The 15,986-nt window shown below is 69.6% G+C and carries 14 protein-coding genes; 7 read left to right on the top strand and 7 right to left on the bottom strand.

Features of this window, described 5'->3' with window-relative positions:
• The first annotated feature begins 277 nt into the window (after positions 1 to 277).
• Positions 278 to 2,224, top strand: a complete 1,947-nt coding sequence (dxs, locus tag ABZV44_RS16765) for a 1-deoxy-D-xylulose-5-phosphate synthase (protein ID WP_354836855.1) — start codon at positions 278 to 280, stop codon at positions 2,222 to 2,224.
• Positions 2,225 to 2,351: 127 nt separating this feature from the next.
• Positions 2,352 to 3,155, top strand: a complete 804-nt coding sequence (locus ABZV44_RS16760; RefSeq protein ID WP_354836853.1) for an enoyl-CoA hydratase — start codon at positions 2,352 to 2,354, stop codon at positions 3,153 to 3,155.
• Between the two features lie 29 nt (positions 3,156 to 3,184).
• On the opposite strand, the gene ABZV44_RS16755 is transcribed toward ABZV44_RS16760, so the two are convergent.
• The 3 genes from ABZV44_RS16755 to ABZV44_RS16745 form a co-directional block, all read right to left on the bottom strand.
• Positions 3,185 to 3,697, bottom strand: coding sequence for a hypothetical protein (locus ABZV44_RS16755; RefSeq protein WP_354836851.1), 513 nt, complete (start codon positions 3,695 to 3,697; stop codon positions 3,185 to 3,187).
• Between the two features lie 124 nt (positions 3,698 to 3,821).
• Entirely contained in the window at positions 3,822 to 5,066 is a 1,245-nt protein-coding gene (locus ABZV44_RS16750) for a ribonuclease D (RefSeq protein WP_354836849.1), read from the bottom strand.
• A 202-nt stretch (positions 5,067 to 5,268) separates the two neighbouring features.
• Positions 5,269 to 5,895, bottom strand: coding sequence for a DUF3000 domain-containing protein (locus ABZV44_RS16745; RefSeq protein ID WP_354836847.1), 627 nt, complete (start codon positions 5,893 to 5,895; stop codon positions 5,269 to 5,271).
• Between the two features lie 74 nt (positions 5,896 to 5,969).
• Between ABZV44_RS16745 and hemE the strand changes: the two genes are divergently transcribed.
• The 3 genes from hemE (at position 5,970) to ABZV44_RS16730 (ending at position 10,253) form a co-directional block, all read left to right on the top strand.
• Positions 5,970 to 7,037, top strand: a complete 1,068-nt coding sequence (gene hemE / locus ABZV44_RS16740; protein ID WP_354836845.1) for a uroporphyrinogen decarboxylase — start codon at positions 5,970 to 5,972, stop codon at positions 7,035 to 7,037.
• Between the two features lie 437 nt (positions 7,038 to 7,474).
• Positions 7,475 to 8,821, top strand: a complete 1,347-nt coding sequence (locus ABZV44_RS16735) for a protoporphyrinogen oxidase (protein WP_354836843.1) — start codon at positions 7,475 to 7,477, stop codon at positions 8,819 to 8,821.
• A gap of 166 nt (positions 8,822 to 8,987) precedes the next feature.
• Positions 8,988 to 10,253, top strand: a complete 1,266-nt coding sequence (locus ABZV44_RS16730; RefSeq protein WP_354836841.1) for an NADH:flavin oxidoreductase/NADH oxidase family protein — start codon at positions 8,988 to 8,990, stop codon at positions 10,251 to 10,253.
• Between the two features lie 18 nt (positions 10,254 to 10,271).
• Here the strand turns inward: ABZV44_RS16730 and ABZV44_RS16725 are convergent, their stop codons facing one another.
• Positions 10,272 to 11,222, bottom strand: coding sequence for a serine/threonine dehydratase (locus ABZV44_RS16725; RefSeq protein ID WP_354836839.1), 951 nt, complete (start codon positions 11,220 to 11,222; stop codon positions 10,272 to 10,274).
• Between the two features lie 91 nt (positions 11,223 to 11,313).
• On the opposite strand from ABZV44_RS16725, the gene ABZV44_RS16720 reads away from it, so the two are divergent.
• Positions 11,314 to 11,538: a hypothetical protein gene (locus ABZV44_RS16720; RefSeq protein ID WP_354836837.1), complete on the top strand. Its 225-nt coding sequence runs from the start codon at positions 11,314 to 11,316 to the stop codon at positions 11,536 to 11,538.
• A gap of 80 nt (positions 11,539 to 11,618) precedes the next feature.
• A complete protein-coding gene (hemQ, locus tag ABZV44_RS16715) occupies positions 11,619 to 12,314 on the top strand; it encodes a hydrogen peroxide-dependent heme synthase (RefSeq protein WP_354836835.1) in 696 nt (231 codons plus the stop codon).
• Positions 12,315 to 12,449: 135 nt separating this feature from the next.
• Here hemQ and msrB read toward each other — a convergent pair whose 3' ends face one another.
• The 3 genes from msrB to ABZV44_RS16700 form a co-directional block, all read right to left on the bottom strand.
• Positions 12,450 to 12,908 (bottom strand): peptide-methionine (R)-S-oxide reductase MsrB, encoded by a 459-nt coding sequence (gene msrB / locus ABZV44_RS16710; RefSeq protein WP_354836833.1) that lies wholly within the window; start codon positions 12,906 to 12,908, stop codon positions 12,450 to 12,452.
• A gap of 9 nt (positions 12,909 to 12,917) precedes the next feature.
• Positions 12,918 to 14,204, bottom strand: a complete 1,287-nt coding sequence (locus tag ABZV44_RS16705) for a glycosyltransferase family 87 protein (RefSeq protein ID WP_354836831.1) — start codon at positions 14,202 to 14,204, stop codon at positions 12,918 to 12,920.
• A 212-nt stretch (positions 14,205 to 14,416) separates the two neighbouring features.
• Positions 14,417 to 15,979, bottom strand: a complete 1,563-nt coding sequence (locus tag ABZV44_RS16700; protein WP_354836829.1) for an alpha/beta fold hydrolase — start codon at positions 15,977 to 15,979, stop codon at positions 14,417 to 14,419.
• Between the last annotated feature and the right edge of the window lie 7 nt (positions 15,980 to 15,986).

Raw genomic sequence — 15,986 nt, 5'->3', positions numbered from 1 at the left:
GACGCCGAATGAATCGGGTTGTACTGCCGCCGGTTCCGGAATGTGGTCGGCCGGTGTTCCCGACGTGTCGGCCCGGCACAGCTCGTACACTTCCTCGATGATGCGGGCGACGACGCCGCCGGACGGGACCAGTGGGCCACTGCAACCGGCGTAATCTGTGTTGAGCCTCACATCTGCTACGGATGTTGCAGGTGGCGTTTCGTTCCTGGCATCGGGGGCCGGAATGGGCTCCGTAGACTGTTGCAAACACAGGAGACATCCGGAGGGAGCAATAGCCGTGGGAGTGCTTTCCCGGGTCGACACGCCCGAGGACCTGCGTCGGCTGTCGGTACCGGAGCTGCACGAGCTGGCCGAGGAGATTCGTGAGTTCCTGGTGCGGAAGGTCGCCGTCACCGGCGGGCACCTGGGGCCGAACCTCGGCGTCGTGGAGCTGACCATCGCGTTGCACCGGGTTTTCGACTCGCCGGCCGACCCGATCATCTTCGATACCGGGCATCAGGCCTACGTGCACAAGATCCTTACCGGCCGCAAGGACGGGTTCGACACGCTGCGCAAAGAGGGCGGGTTGTCGGGGTACCCGAGCCGGGCCGAGAGCGCCCACGACTGGGTGGAGTCCTCGCACGCGTCGGCCTCGCTGTCCTATGCCGACGGCATCGCCAAGGCGTTCGCGCTGACCCGGCAGAACCGGCATGTGGTCGCGGTCGTCGGTGACGGCGCGCTCACCGGCGGCATGTGCTGGGAGGCGCTGAACAATATCGCCGCCGGGCCGGACCGCTCGGTCATCGTGGTGGTCAACGACAATGGCCGCTCCTACGCGCCGACCATCGGCGGGCTCGCCGAGCGGCTCGCGGGGCTGCGCACCCAGCCCGCCTACGAGCACGCGCTCGACGCCACCAAGCGGATCGTTCAGAGCATTCCGCGCGTGGGGGATTCGGCGTACTCGATGCTGCACGCCATCAAGACCGGCATCAAGGACGCGGTCGCGCCGCAGGAGCTGTTCAGCGATCTCGGGCTGAAGTATGTGGGCCCGGTCGACGGGCACGATCCGGTGCAGCTGGAGGCTGCGCTGCGGCGGGCCAAGGACTTCGGCGGTCCGGTCATCGTGCACGCGGTGACGCAGAAGGGCCGGGGCTACAAGCCGGCCGAGGACCACGAGGCCGATCAGATGCACGCCATCAACCAGATCGACCCGGAGACCGGTGAGCCGCTGGGCGGCCCGTCCGCGCCGAGCTGGACCTCGGTGTTCTCCAAGGAGCTCATCGCCCAGGCCGAGCAGCGCGACGACATCGTGGCGATCACCGCCGCCATGCCGGGGCCGACCGGTCTGACCCCGTTCGGAAATCGCTTCCCGGAGCGCATGTTCGACGTCGGCATCGCCGAGCAGCACGCCATGACCTCCGCGGCCGGTATGGCCCTGGGCGGTCTGCACCCCGTGGTGGCCATCTACTCCACCTTCCTCAACCGGGCCTTCGACCAGCTGCTCATGGATGTGGCGCTGCTCAAGCTCCCGGTGACCCTGGTGCTCGATCGCGCCGGCATCACCGGCGACGACGGCGCCTCGCACAACGGCATGTGGGACCTGTCGGTGCTGGGCATCATCCCCGGCATCCAGGTCGCCGCCCCGCGCGACGCCGCCCGCCTGCGTGAGGAGTTGGGGGAGGCCCTGCACATCAGCGACGGGCCCACCGCCATCCGCTTCCCCAAGGGGCCTGCGATCGAAGAGATTCCGGCGGTGGAACGCTTCGAGGGCGTGGATGTGCTGCGCCTGCCCGACGCGAAAGACGCTGCCGCGTACTCGGTGCGCGCCGATGTCCTGCTGGTCGCGGTCGGCGCCTTCGCCGGCCTCGCGCTCAAGGTCGCGGATCTGCTGGAGGCCGAGGGCGTCTCGGTGACCGTGGTCGATCCGCGCTGGGTCCTCCCGGTCTCCGACACCGTGGTGAAGCTGGCCGAGAACCACCGCCTGGTGGTCACCCTCGAGGACAGTGGCCTGCACGGCGGTATCGGCTCCACCGTTTCCGCCCGGCTCCGCAGTTCGGGCGTCGACGTTCCGGCCCGCGACCTCGGCGTCCCCCAGCATTTCCTGGACCACTCCTCCCGCGCCAAGATCCACCAGGACCTGGGCCTCACTCCGGGCGAGGTGGCCCAGCGGGTGCACGTGTGGCTCGGCGCCGCCGACGTCTCCGGCAGCGAGATCGAGCAGGCCCTGCTCCCGGCGGCCGAGTAGCACCGCCGACTGACACTCCGCTCGTGACGGGCCCGCGATCATCCGATCGCGGGCCCTTCTTTCTATACGGAGCTGGGGTTCTCGCGTAGATTCTGAAACAGGTTACAGTTTTGGGACGGGAGTTCGGATGTCGTTTGTGCTTGTCGAGAAGCCGCGGCCGGGGATCGCGTTGGTCACGTTGAACCGGCCGGACCGGATGAACGCCATGGCGTTCGACGTGATGGTGCCGCTGCGGGAGACCCTCGAGGCCGTGGCGGCCGACAACGAGGTGCGCGTGGTGGTGCTCACGGGCGCCGGGCACGGGTTCTGCTCGGGCGCGGATCTGCAGCACGCGGGCAAGGTGCCGGGGGTTGAGGGGTTGACGCGCACCAGCATTGCGCGGCGCTCGATGGAGCTGCTGAACAATGTGATGCTCACCATCAAGCGGATGCACCAGCCGGTGATCAGCGCCATCAACGGCGCGGCCATCGGCGGCGGATTCTGCCTGGCCATGGGGACCGATATCCGAATCGCCTCGGAGGACGCGTATTTCCGCGCGGCGGGCATCAACAACGGTCTGACCTCGGCCGAACTCGGCATCAGCTACACGCTGCCGCGGGCCATCGGCTCCACCCGCGCCTTCGAGATCATGCTCACCGGCCGCGATGTGGATGCCGCGGAGGCCGAGCGCATCGGCATCGTCTCCCGCGTGGTCCCCGGCGACAAACTCCTCGAGGCCGCCTACGACACCGCCGAGCAGATCATTCGCTGGAGCCGGGTCGGCGGCGAACTCACCAAGCGCCTGCTGTGGAGTGGCCTGGAGGCGGGCAGTTTCGAATCCCACATGCAGAACGAGGGCATGGCCCAGCTCTACGTCCGCCTCACCACCGACAACTTCGACGAGGCCATCCGAGCCCGCCGCGACCGCCGCCCACCCGAATTCCAGGACTGAGCGAACGGCCGCCGCGCGCCCGGCGCGTTCTAACTGCCGGAGCCGAGCAGGTTCGCGCTACCGGAGCCGAGCAGGTTCGCGCTGCCGGATCCGGTGCAGGTGCCCTGCTGCGGGGGCTGCGGGGTGCCTGATCCCGGTGGCGCGGCGACCACCGACACCGTGAACGTATACGGCTGCATCACCACGAACGGGATCGTGGAGGTGGTCGCAACGGAGAGTTCGTGTGTTCCGGCGGTGGTCGGAACCCACGCGATGGCATTGCGGCCGGTGTGTGGGTACGAGATGCTGCCGATGCATTTCCCGTTGTCGTAGAAGCTCGTGGAGCTCACGTTCGTCAGAAATGGGCCCGCGTAGAACGAGTAGGTCTGGCCGACGACGTAGGACGATGGCTCCGTGCAGGTGCCGGTCGAGCAATCGTCGACCTCGGGACCGTCGATGGAGGCGGTGCCGGTGGGCGCGGACAGCGCGGCGATGGTCGCGGCAAGTGCCAGAGTTGTTGCGCCCCAGGCGATGTGGCGTACGGGGCGGTGAGCGGCGTGCATTCGTGGACTCCTGTTTCCGAACCCCTGGGTTCGGGGTCGACAGAATCTAACTTCGACAGTTAGTGAAATGCACTCGCTTCAGAAAACCCGTGTGCCCCGGCTTCCTTGGGCGATATTCCTGGGGTCAGCTCTTCGGGTAAAGGGCTTCGCTCAGGCGCGGGACGGTCAAAGCGCGCTGCCACGGGCGGGCGCCGCCCGCGGCGAGGTAGCCCTCGATGAGGGTCGGGGCTTCACCGTTGGCGACCGATTTGGGCAGCCCGTCCCAGCACATGCGGCGCAGCAGGTCCGGGGTGAGCAGGTTCTCGACCGGGACCGACACCTCGGTCGAGAGGTCGGTCATGGCCGCGCGGGCGCACTGCAGGCGGGCGGCGGCGGCCGGGTCGCGGCGCTCCCAGCGGTTGACCGGGGGCGGGCCGTCGAAGTGCTGGGTGAGCGGCGGGAGCTCGCTGTCGGGGAGGGTGCGGGCGCGTTCCACCGCGCCGAGCCATTCGCGCGAGTAGCGGCGCTGGCGGGGGCCGCCGAAGATCGGCAGGGTCCGCAGCTGGGCGATGGACTTGGGCTCGTTGGTGGCGGCGGCCACGATGGCCGAGTCCGGGAGGATGCGGGCGGGGGCCACGTCGCGCAGGCGCGCCAGGCGGTCGCGGGTCGTCCATAGTTCGCGGACGATGGCGAGCTGGCGGGTGCGGCGCAGGGTGTGGATGCCGGAGGTGCGCCGCCAGCGGTCGGCCTTGGGGCCGGCCGGCTCCGCGGTGCGGACGTGCTCGAATTCCTCTGTGGCCCACTCGGATTTGCCCTGCTCGGCCAGGTCGGCGGCGACCGCGTCGCGCAGCTCGATGAGTAGCTCGACATCGAGGGCCGCGTAGTTCAGCCAGTCGTCGGGCAGCGGCCGGGTGGACCAGTCGGCCGCGCCGTGGCCCTTGCGCAGCTCGCGGCCGAGCAGCTTCTCCACCATGGCGGCCAGGCCCACGCGCTCATAACCCGCGAGGCGGCCGCCGAGTTCGGTGTCGAAGAGCCGGGCCGGATGCAGCCCGAGTTCGGCCAGCCCGGGCAGATCCTGATCCGCGGAGTGCAGCACCCACTCCAGATCGTTGATCGCCTCGGCCAGCGGCGTGAGCTCCCCGTCCACCGGGATCGGGTCGATGAGGAAGGTGCCCGCACCCTCGCGCCGCAGCTGGATCAGGTACGCGCGATTGGAGTAGCGGAAGCCGGAGGCGCGCTCGGCATCGACCGCGAGCGGTCCAGTTCCGGCGGCGAGCCGGCGGGCGGCTGCGGCCACCGCGGCGGCGGAGTCCAGTACCGGCGGTACACCGTCCACTGGCGCGAGCAACGGTACCGCGGCAGTGGCTTCGGGTTCATCTGGTACGGACATGGTCTTGAACTCTACGGGTTGGGCATTGGCGGGCCGCGTCACGTCGGTGAAACGACCGGCCGTGACACTGCGTCGGGCCATGGGGAATCGTACGTGGCGGCCGTCGATTTCGTTGCAGTACAGATGTTCTCGCAGGCGAGAGGGTATTTTCGGGCCACCGGCGCGGGAATTCGCGGATCGGCCGCCCCGATCTCGCGTCCAATTATTCGGTGCTCTCGTCCCGGCGCACGTCCAGCCGGGTTACCCCCGCGGGCGGCAGTCCGGCCGCGTAGGCGAGCACTTCGCAGAAGGCTTCCACGTGCGGCCGCATGACAGTGTCGGACACGGTCCAGGAGGCGCGCAGTTCGAGCTGGTGCGCGCGCGGCGGCCCGGCGATGTCGCCGTAGCGCACCGAGCTGGTGGCGGTGACCGTGCCGCCGAGGGCGGTGAAGGAGGTGCGCGAGTCCAGCGCGTCGACCAGCCAGCTCCACGCCACCTCCGGCAGCAGCGGGTCGGCGGCGAGGGCGGAGTCGATGTCGGCCTGGATGTAGGCGACCAGACGGAACACCCCGTGCCAGGCTTCCTGCCCGGCCGGGTCGTGCAGCAGGATCAGCCGGCCGAACGCGTCGCCCTCGGAGTCGACGGGCACCACATTTGTATCGGGTCGCGTGACTTCCGCACCTAGGGCGTACGAGTACGGGGCGAGGCGCTGCGGCGGGCGGATCGGTGCCAGCTCGATTCGAGGATGCACAGATGCGGTTCCCATGGCCTCGACCGCGGCGCGGAACCGGGCTGGTTCTTCGGGCTCCGGGGTGGGGGCAGCGCCGTCGCGGAAGTCGAGCGGTGTCACGAAAGGCACCGTAGACCCCTCCGGTGCCGAGTAGTGCGAGGCGCGCCGCCGGGGCCCCTTTACGATGGGCGGTGATGAGTACTCACACCCGACGCCTGCTGACCGATGCCCCGTTCCTCGCCGCCGCCACCGGTGGCGTGCCGCATCGGCGTCCGGTGTGGTTCATGAGACAGGCTGGTCGGTCCCTTCCGGAGTATCGCGAGGTGCGTGCCGGAATCGGCATGCTGGAATCATGTTTCGATCCGGAGCTGGTGTGCGAGATCACCATGCAGCCGGTCCGCCGCCACCAGGTGGACGCGGCAATCCTCTTCTCCGACATCGTGGTTCCGCTCAAGGCCGCCGGCATCGATCTCGACATCGTGGCCGGCGTCGGCCCGGTGATCGCGAATCCGGTGCGCACCGTTGCCGATGTGCGCGCGCTGCCGCGCCTGCGCGCCGAGGAGGTGGGCGCGGTCACCGCCGGTGTGAAGCTGCTGCTGGACGCCCTCGGTGACACCCCGCTCATCGGATTCGCCGGTGCCCCGTTCACTTTGGCGTCGTACCTGGTCGAGGGCGGGCCCAGCAAGAACCACGAGCGCACCAAGGCGATGATGCTCGCCGACCCCGAGACCTGGCACCAACTGCTGGGCGTGCTCACCGACATCACCATCGAATTCCTGCGCGCCCAGGTCAATGCGGGCGTGGACGCCGTGCAGCTGTTCGACTCCTGGGCGGGCGCGCTGAGCCTGGCCCAGTACCGGGAATACGTTCTGCCGCACTCGGAACGGGTCTTCACCGAGATCGCGTCCGCGGGTGTGCCGCGCATCCACTTCGGCGTCGGTACCGGAGAACTGCTGGGCGCCATGGGCGAAGCGGGCGCGGACGTGGTCGGCGTCGACTGGCGGATTCCGCTGAACGAGGCCGCGCGCCGGGTCGGCCCCGGAAAAGCGTTGCAGGGCAACCTCGATCCGGCCGTGCTCTTCGCGGGCCCGGCGGCGATCGACGCCGAGGTGCGCCGCATCGCCCGTGAAGCCGACGAGGCAATCACCTTGGGCGCCAAAGGTCACATCTTCAACCTCGGCCACGGCGTCCTCCCGAACACCGACCCCGGCGTCATCACCGAGACCGTAGCCCTGATCCACAGCCTCCCGATCCCGCTCTGACCAGCACTTCCCGCCAGCGGTGCGCGCGGTGGGATCGAAGCTCCCGTGACGTGACCGGAGCGCTTCGGCTTCGCCCCCATCGAAGGCGCGGACCTGCGGGCCCGGCCGAGGCAAGTGGGCGAGGTCACCGAAGCCCTCGGATACCCAGGCGGGTGCGCTGACCCGTAGGGGCGGACTTCGGCCGGCGGGGTGTTCGCGGCGCGGTGTCAATCACGTTCCGACGCGTGCCATTTCCGGGCCGGCGGTTCGAAAGCGCTGGTGAGCGTGGTTCGAGGCGGCCGGGCCGGCGTGGAACGGGGCCGCGATGGGCGGGCACCGGAGGCGGGGGTGGCGGGTGGCGGGAGTAGGTTGGCTCGGGGCGGCTCGAGGTCGAGGTGCGGGTCGCGGGCCGCGGGTTCGTGTGGTCGCGGCGTTCGACGAGTGGCGAGGAGTTGTCGATGCGGGTCGCGGTTGTCGGTGGCGGCATCAGTGGGCTGGTGGCCGCGTATCGGCTGCGGAAGGCGCTCGGGGAGTCGGCGGAACTGATCCTCGTGGAGCGGCGGGATCGGGTCGGGGGGATCCTGCGGACCGTGGAGATCGAGGGGGATCCGGTCGATCTGGGGGCCGAGGCATTCGTGGGCCGGCGGCCCGAGATTCCGGAACTGATGGGGGAGTTGGGGATTGCGGAGCAGCTCGTTCATCCGGCGGGCAAGCGGCCGCTGGTGTGGTCGGAAGGGGTGGGACATCGGCTGCCCGAACGGACGCTGATGGGCATCCCCGCCGCGCCGGAATCGGTTGCGGGGCTGGTGGATGCGCAGACTCTGGCCACCGTTGCGGCGGAGCCGTCCCGGCCGCTGCGGTGGGAGCGTGGCGGGGACGTGTCGGTGGGGGAGCTGGTGCGGGATCGCTTCGGAGAGCAGGTGGTCCGGCGCAGCGTGGACCCGCTGCTCGGGGGAGTGTATGCGGGACTTGCGGATTCGATCGGCGTGCGGGCCGCGCTGCCGACGCTGGCCGCCGCCCTGGATCGCGGCGCGGCCAGCCTGACCCGGGCCGTGTCCGAGGCTCTGCCCCCGCCCAGCACCACACCGGTGTTCGGCGGCATTCGCGACGGCTACCGCGCCCTGCTGGACGCGCTGCGTGCCGCCGCCGATGTGAAGGCCGAAACCGGCACGGCGGTCACCACTCTCGCCCGCACCGCACAGGGCTGGCGGCTCGACCCGGTCGGCGACGTCGACGCTGTGATTCTCGCAACCCCTGCCCCGGTGACCGCGGAACTCCTGCGCGAGGTGGCCCCGGAGGCCGCCGAGCTGGCCGCCGGAATCGACCTGGCCTCCTCGGCGGTGGTGGCCCTCGCCCTGCCGCCCGAGACCGCCCTGCCCGACAACTCCGGCATCCTCGTCGCCACCGGTGAACCGTTGCGCGCCAAGGCCTTCACCCTCTCCAGCCGCAAGTGGCCGCATCTGGCCGCCCGTGACGTGGCCCTGGTCCGCGCCTCCTTCGGTCGCTTCGGCGACCCTGCCCCGCTGTCCTGGTCCGACGACGACCTCATCACCGCCGCTGTCGAAGACCTCACCACCGTCACCGCCACGGACATCCGCCCCCTGCGTGCGGTGGTCCAGCGCTGGCCCGGCGGTCTCCCGCAGTACGCCCCCGGCCACACCACCCGCATCGCCGACCTGCGTTCCGCCACGGCCGACCTCCCCGGCCTGGCCCTGGCCGGCGCCTACCTCGACGGCGTCGGCGTTCCCGCCTGCGCTGCCACTGGTACCGAGGCCGCCGCCCGCATCATCGCGCAGCTGTCCTGACTCGCTTACCGGGTGCCCTCGCCCGTCGAGGCCCCCCTGCCGGTCGCCGCGATCGAGATCGGCATGCGTTCGATCCAACCAGTGTTGACACTGCCTACATCCTTCCCCTATGTTAGCGCTGCGCACATTATGTAAGCGCAGTCAACATTTGGAGGTGGATTGCCCGATGACGAGTGACTTGTTCTCGCCGCTGGTACTGCGATCGGGTGCGGTCCTGGCCAATCGGATCGTGAAAGCGGCCATGGAGGAGGGGATGGCGGGCTACGGGCAACTACCCGACGACCGTCTCGTGTCCCTCTACCGCCGGTGGGGAGCGGGCGGCTCGGGCGCCCTGATCACCGGCAATGTCATGGTGCACGCCGAGGCGCTCACCGGACCCGGCGGCATCGTGCTCGATGACGCCGCGCCGCTGGAACCGTTCGCGGAATGGGCGCGGGCGGGCAAGGCGGCGGGTGCGGCCATGTGGATGCAGATCAGTCACCCGGGCCGCCAGGTTGCGGCCAACCAGCCCGGCGTGGTGTGGGGTCCGTCGGATATCCCGGTCGATCTGGGCCGGCTCAGCAGCCGGTTCGGCCGTCCGGTCGCGATGACGAACGCTCAGATCGAGGACACCATCGCCCGGTTCGCCACCACCGCGCGCCGTGCCGAACAGGCCGGGTTCGACGGGGTGGAAATCCATGCCGCACACGGCTATCTGCTGTCGCAGTTCCTGTCTCCGCTGGTCAACAATCGCACCGACGAGTGGGGTGGCTCGCTGGAGAACCGGGCGCGGCTCCTGCTCGAGGTGGTGCGCGCGGTTCGCGCGGTCGTGTCGCCCCGGTTCGTGGTCGCGGTGAAACTGAACTCGGCCGACTTCCAGCGCGGCGGCTTCGACGCCGACGACGCCCGCCGGGTGATCGCCCTGCTCACGCCCCTCGGCGTCGACCTGATCGAAGTGTCGGGCGGCAGTTACGAAAGCCCCGCCATGACCGGCCGTCCCGCCGACAGCCGGACGCAGGCTCGCGAAGCCTATTTCCTGGAGCTGGCGACGGAACTGGTTGCCACCAGCCCGATTCCGCTCATGCTGACCGGCGGCATCACACGCCTCCGGACCGCCGAGGACGTCCTGGCGAGCGGCGTCGCGGTGATCGGCATGGGCACCGCCCTGTCCGTCACCCCGGACCTCCCCGCCCGCTGGCGTGACGATCTGGGGGCCGACGCCACCCCGAAGCCCATCACCTGGTCGAACAAGGCCCTCGCGTCCGCCGCGGGTATGGCCGTGGTTCGGCATCACATGCGCCGCATGGCTCGCGGCCGGAACCCCCGTCCCGCAACCGGTCCCGTTCAGGCCCTGCTGTCCGACCAGATCGTGCAGGGGCGCGCCCTCCGCCGCTACCGTTCCTGGCTCCAGTCCCGTCCGGCCCACCCCGCCTCCGTCGACACCGGGCGCTGACCCTCCGTCACCGCGATATCAGCGGGGTACCAGGTCGATCGGATCGGTGTTCGCGCCGCAGACGATGACCGCCACCCGTTCACCGGGGGCGGGGACGTAGGCGCCCGACAGCAGGGCGGCCAGGGCAGTGGAACCGCCGTGCTCGACGGCGACACGGCGGCAGTCCCACAGGGTTTGGCGGGCGGCGATGATCTGCTTGTCACTGACCAGGACCGAGCGGACATCGCCCGCGTTCGCGGCGGACAGGGCCATGGACGTGACGCGACGTGCGCCGAGGGAATCGGCTGCGACGGAGTCGATTCCGACGTCCACCGGTTCCCCGGCCTCGACCGCCGCGTTGAAGGCACGGCAGTGTTCGGGTTCGACCGCCACCACCCGCACGCCGTGATGATTGGCCGACACCGTGATTCCGGTCAGCAGCCCACCGCCGCCGACCGCGACCACCACGGTGTCGAGTTCCGGTACCTGCGAGACGATTTCGTCGAGCAGTGTCCCCGCGCCCGCCGCGATGTAAGGGTCGTCGTAGGCGTGTGAGCGCAGCGCCCCGCTGGCCGCGGCGAAGCGCTCGCACTCTGCGGCCGCGTCGGCGTAGGCGTCGCCGCCGCACAGCACCTGCGCCCCCAGTGCCCGCAGCCGCGCCACTTTCACCGCGGGTGCGGAGTCGGGCAGGAACACGGTGGCGGCGGAGTCGACCAGCCGGGCGGCCCACGCGCACGCCACTCCGGCGTTCCCGCCCGAGGCGATGGTGATCCCCACCTTGGGCAGCCGCCCCTGTTCCCGCTGTGCCAGTACGAAATTCGCCGCCCCGCGCGCCTTGAAGCTGCCGGTGTGCTGCATGTGCTCGAGCGCGAACCAGACCTCGCCGGCCACCGGGACGGTGTCGGCGTCCGCGCGGGCGAGGACCACCGGGCGGGTGTGGCCGGCGATTCGGTCGGCAGCCGCTGTCACGTCCCCATATGTCGGATGCACTGGCGCTTCTTTCGTTTCCGTCGCTGATTCTCTTCCCGCCGAGCGGCCGCGCGGCACCGCTCACGGAACACCCCCGAGCCGATGGACCCCCTTGTTCCACCGTAACTTACGCCGGTCGTATGCCCAGGAACTCGAAGTCGCTCGACGAGGCACGCCCGAGGCCATCGCCCGGGCCGGCCTGGCTCCCCTCGACCCGGACGAATACCCGGTGCTGGCAACCCATCTGGATGTCATCAGCGAACTGTCCACCAGCGACGCCGTTCTCCACGACGGCCTGCGCCGTCTCATCGCCTCCTGGGCCGCCGGCGCGAGCTGAATCACGCCGCGCGAGCCGAATCACACAGTCCGCCGTGCCCCATTTCGGGCGGGTTCGGGCGCAGTGGCACGATGGAGGCCATGGCGCGACTCGACTACAAGGCCCTCAACGACACCATCCGCTACCTCATGTTCTCGGTGTTCCAGGTGGAGCCCGGCGTGCTCGGCGAGGATCGCCAGGCGGCGATCAAGGAGGCGCGGGCCTTCTTCGACTCGCTCGAGGAGCGCGGCGTGGTGGTGCGCGGTATCTACGATGTCGCCGGCCTGCGCGCCGACGCCGACTTCATGATCTGGTGGCACGCGGAGAAGATCGAGGATCTGCAGGCCGCCTACGCCGACTTCCGCCGCGTCACCGAGCTGGGCCAGATCTCCAACCCGGTCTGGAGCAATGCGGCCCTGCACCGCCCGGCCGAGTTCAACAAGTCCCACATCCCCGCCTTCCTCGCGGGTGAGGCGCCGGGCAACTACATCTGCGTCTACCCGTTCGTGCGCTCCTACGACTGGTACCTGCTGCCCGACGAGGAGCGCCGCAAGATGCTGGCCGACCACGGCAAGGAGGCCCGCGACTACCCGGACGTGCGCGCCAACACCGTGGCCTCCTTCGCCCTGGGCGACTACGAGTGGATTCTCGCCTTCGAGGCCCCCGAGTTGCACCGCATCGTTGATCTGATGCGCGACCTGCGCGCCACCGAGGCTCGTCGCCATGTGCGCGAGGAGGTTCCGTTCTTCACCGGTCCGCGCGTCGAGATCGAGCAGCTCATCGCCGCACTCCCGTAGCGACCCGCACCGAGATCGGGCCCGGCCGCATACCGCGGCCGGGCCCGATGCCGTTAGCGGGAAGGTCGCCGGTGTGTTGCCCGCATAATTCGGGGCATGCGCGAAATCGCGCATGCCCCATAGTGTTTCTGCGACTCACTCAGCTGCGCTGTCCGAGGGGTGCAATCGGAGCGAGATCGAGTTGATGCAGTAGCGCTTGTCCGTGGGCGTGGGATATCCCTCGCCCTCGAACACGTGCCCCAGATGACTGTGGCAGTTCGCGCACAGCACCTCGACGCGCCGCATGCCCAGCGAGTTGTCCTCCACCAGCAGCACGGCCTCCGACTTCGCCGGATCGAAGAACGACGGCCACCCGCAGTGCGAGTGGAACTTCTCGGCGCTGCGGAACAATTCGGCCCCGCACGCCCGGCACGAGTAGACGCCCTCGGTCTCGGTGTCGGTGTATTCGCCCGTGAACGCCCGCTCGGTGCCCGCTTCGCGCAGCACCCGGTATTCGTCCGGGGTCAGCTTGGTCCGCCATTCCTGCGGGGTCAGCTGGATGCGCGGGACGGGCAGCCCCTCGGTCCCTGTGGAGCTGTCAGCATCGGAACTCATGGCTCCACGCTAATACGAGGCGGCCGCCTTCGTCCGGGGCGCGAGGGTGACCTCGGGTTCGTCGGCGACCCATTCGGGGTGCATCCACGCGGGATCCAGGGACTTGCCGGCCTCGAGGCGGCCGTCGCGGCGGGCGGCGAGATAGCGGTCGCCCAGCACGCAGAACACCACGATCAGCAGCAGCCCCCACCCGAAGGTCGTGCGCAGGTACTCCAGATCGCGGCCGATGCTCTGCCAGCGGTCCGAGAGCCACTTGTCGTAGGACATGAATCCGAAGATCGCCACCCATGCGGGCCAGTTGCGCAGCAGCGAGTTGCGCAACACCACGGTCATCAGCATGGGGAACAGGAACATCGAGTAGTACATCTGGCCCAGCGGGCCCAGCAGCATGGCCGCGGTGATCAGGATGCCGGAGGTGTTGCAGATGTAGAACACCTCGTCCTCGCGGTAGTACCGGTACAGCAGCCACAGCGAGATCAGCACCAGCACGCCGACGGTGATACGCATCGTCCAGGTCAGCCACTCGGCGACACCGTAGTACCCGGCATTGCCGACGATGGCGCTGTTGAAGTAGTCCCGGGCCTCCGACAGGTACGGCAGCGTACGGGTCCAGAACTGCTTGTAGTCCACGATCAGCGGCCAGGCCAGCAGGTTCAGCGCCACCGGGATGCCCAGGGCGGTGATGAACACCTTCCACTGTCCGCGGACCAGCGGAATCAGCAGCAGCGGCGCCAGCAATGGACCCTTCACCGCGATGGTCAGCCCCAATGCCACACCGGCCCACAGGTCCCTGCGCTTCAGGAGCAGGTGGATGAACACCAGCATGGCCATGAACAGGCAGCCGTTGATATTGGTGAAGGCCAGTGTGTTCGTCACCGTCTCGGAGACGAACATGGCCAGCAGCAGCGCGGGCGCGGCGACGGAGTTCAGCGTGTAGTTGAACAGCTTCAGCAGCAGATACCAGGCCAGCAGCAGAGCCATCGCATTGACCAGGATGAAGGCCCACCGCGACTTTTCCGGATCGATGATGGCCAGCGGCGAGATGAGTAGTGTGCCGCTGGGCGGATACAGATAGGCCGGATCGGTCGAGCTGAAGTTCGCGTTGTACACGGGCCGGTGGTTGAGGAACGCGAGGGACGCGTTGTACACCGGTGTGAAGTCATTGGTGATGTGGTAGTTGACAGCGTTGATGAACACCCGGTGCAACACGGTGAGGATCGCGAGCGGCCACAGTGCGAAATTCAGTACCTCGGCGGTGGTGCGAGCAGTGCGGGGCTCGAGCTGTCGAAGGAACACTCGGGCACGGTACACCGAATCGCCGCGTCACACATGCGCCGACCCACTGCTCCGCCTCCCCGGAACTTCGGCGGGCAGCTCGGGTGCCGTCGGCAGTCTCGCATCCGTGCCGGCGGCTGGGTGCCGAACCGATTCTGGGCGTACCCGGGGAGTTACCCCGACCGTTGCGAGATCAGTTGTCGCGTTGGCATACGGAGTGCCCGTACGTATCGCTATGCCGGGCAGGCGGTGCCGTCGGCGGGTAGCGTGGCGTCCTTCAGGTAGTCGGCGAGGGACTGCTGGGCGCAGCCGGAGTGCGCGAAGGTCGGGTGCCCCCAGCCCTGCCAGACGACGGTGGCGGTGCGCGCACCCGCCGCGCCGAGCGCGCCGGTGACGGTGGGCCGGCCGTCCTGGCCGGTGACGGGGTCGGCGCTGCCGCCGAGGACCAGGACCGGCAGGTTCAGCTTGTCGGGCAGGGTCATGGGGGTGGCGGCGGGCCAGGCCGAGCAGGCCATCAGGTCGATGGCGGCGACCTTGCCGAACACCGGATACTGTGTGCCCCAGGTGGTTTCGAGCCCCTTGGCCTTGTCGGGGGTGGAGGGCTCGTGATTGTCGCTGCAGCGGTTGACGAATTGACCGTCGGTGGCGATCCCCGCGGCGGCGCGCAGCAGGAACGGCGTGATCGGGGCGTGGTCGCCCTTGCCGAGGGCACTGAGGGCGTCGGCGAATTCGGTGATCTGCGCGTTGCCGGTCGCCCGGGAGTCGCCGAGGAAGCCGCTCAGGGTGGTCACCAGCACCGAGGCCGACAGGTCGCCGAGTTGTCCGGCGCCGGCCCGGTTCACCAGGTCGACGACGGCGGCCCGCGGGTCGCCCCCGAGCGAGCAGTTCAGCGACGCGCACCGCTGCCCGAATGCGGTGAGCGCGGCCTCCTGTCCTTTGACCCGCTGCTCGGCGCGCCCGTTGGCGTCCGTGCCGACTCCCTGCGGCGAGTCCAGCACCAGCCGGCCCAGGTGCTGTCCGTATTTCCGCGCGTAGTTCAACGCCACGTTGGTGCCGGTGCCGGTGCCGAGCAGCGCGAGATGGTCCACCTGCAACTGCTTGCGCAGCTGCTCGAGGTCGTCGGCGGCGTGTGGTGCGTCGAAGGTGGCCTGGGCCGGGGCCAGGAAGTCCAGGCAGGCGACGGTGGCGTCGCGCCCGGCAGTGCTCATGGTGTCCACGGCATCGGTTGCGCCCCGGGTGAATTGGGTCTGATCGGCGATGGCCTTGCGTTGCGGGTCGGTCATGCAGGTCACCGGCTGGGAGCTGCCGATGCCGCGCCGGTCCACCGCGATGATCGGCCGCGCGGCCAGCAGCGCGCTGGCGGGCCCGGCCGCGAGCCCGGCCAGGGTGGCCGTCGAGGACCGGTCGGAACCGGAGGTCAGGATGAGCGGCGCGGCGTCCTTGGGTGTCCGGTCGTAGCGGGCCCGCATGGCCGCATTGCGGAAGTTGCCCGCCACATTTCCGCCCACATCCACCTGCGAGGTGTATTCGGCGCATTCGAGCACCAGTCCCTGCGGCGGCGCGCCCAGCGACAGCAGGTTCAATGTCGGTGCGGTGCAGTCCTTCCAGGCCAGGTCGGCCTTGGGCACCTCGGGTGCGGGCGGGGTGGCGTCGGCGGGCGCGGTGGAGGTGGCGACTCCGGCCTGGTGCGGCTGTTCCACGGCGACGGCGGGCCGGTTGGACGGCCCGGCCCCACACGCGGTGGTCACCAATATCGACAGTGTCGACGCCAGCAGAGCGGCCCGAGTCCAGCGCATGCGCTAC

Source organism: Nocardia sp. NPDC004860 (genome assembly GCF_040609015.1).
In the GTDB taxonomy this organism is placed as follows: Bacteria; Actinomycetota; Actinomycetes; order Mycobacteriales; family Mycobacteriaceae; genus Nocardia.
This window is presented reverse-complemented; position numbering and strand designations above follow the sequence as displayed.

Excerpts from the sequence above, each read along its gene's own strand:
- ABZV44_RS16730 (WP_354836841.1), top strand. The coding sequence starts at position 8,988 with ATGACGAGTGACTTGTTCTCGCCGCTGGTACTGCGATCGGGTGCGGTC.
- hemQ (WP_354836835.1), top strand. The coding sequence starts at position 11,619 with ATGGCGCGACTCGACTACAAGGCCCTCAACGACACCATCCGCTACCTC.
- ABZV44_RS16755 (WP_354836851.1), bottom strand. The coding sequence starts at position 3,697 with ATGCACGCCGCTCACCGCCCCGTACGCCACATCGCCTGGGGCGCAACA.
- hemE (WP_354836845.1), top strand. The coding sequence starts at position 5,970 with ATGAGTACTCACACCCGACGCCTGCTGACCGATGCCCCGTTCCTCGCC.
- ABZV44_RS16760 (WP_354836853.1), top strand. The coding sequence starts at position 2,352 with ATGTCGTTTGTGCTTGTCGAGAAGCCGCGGCCGGGGATCGCGTTGGTC.
- ABZV44_RS16750 (WP_354836849.1), bottom strand. The coding sequence starts at position 5,066 with ATGTCCGTACCAGATGAACCCGAAGCCACTGCCGCGGTACCGTTGCTC.
- ABZV44_RS16700 (WP_354836829.1), bottom strand. The coding sequence starts at position 15,979 with ATGCGCTGGACTCGGGCCGCTCTGCTGGCGTCGACACTGTCGATATTG.
- msrB (WP_354836833.1), bottom strand. The coding sequence starts at position 12,908 with ATGAGTTCCGATGCTGACAGCTCCACAGGGACCGAGGGGCTGCCCGTC.
- ABZV44_RS16735 (WP_354836843.1), top strand. The coding sequence starts at position 7,475 with ATGCGGGTCGCGGTTGTCGGTGGCGGCATCAGTGGGCTGGTGGCCGCG.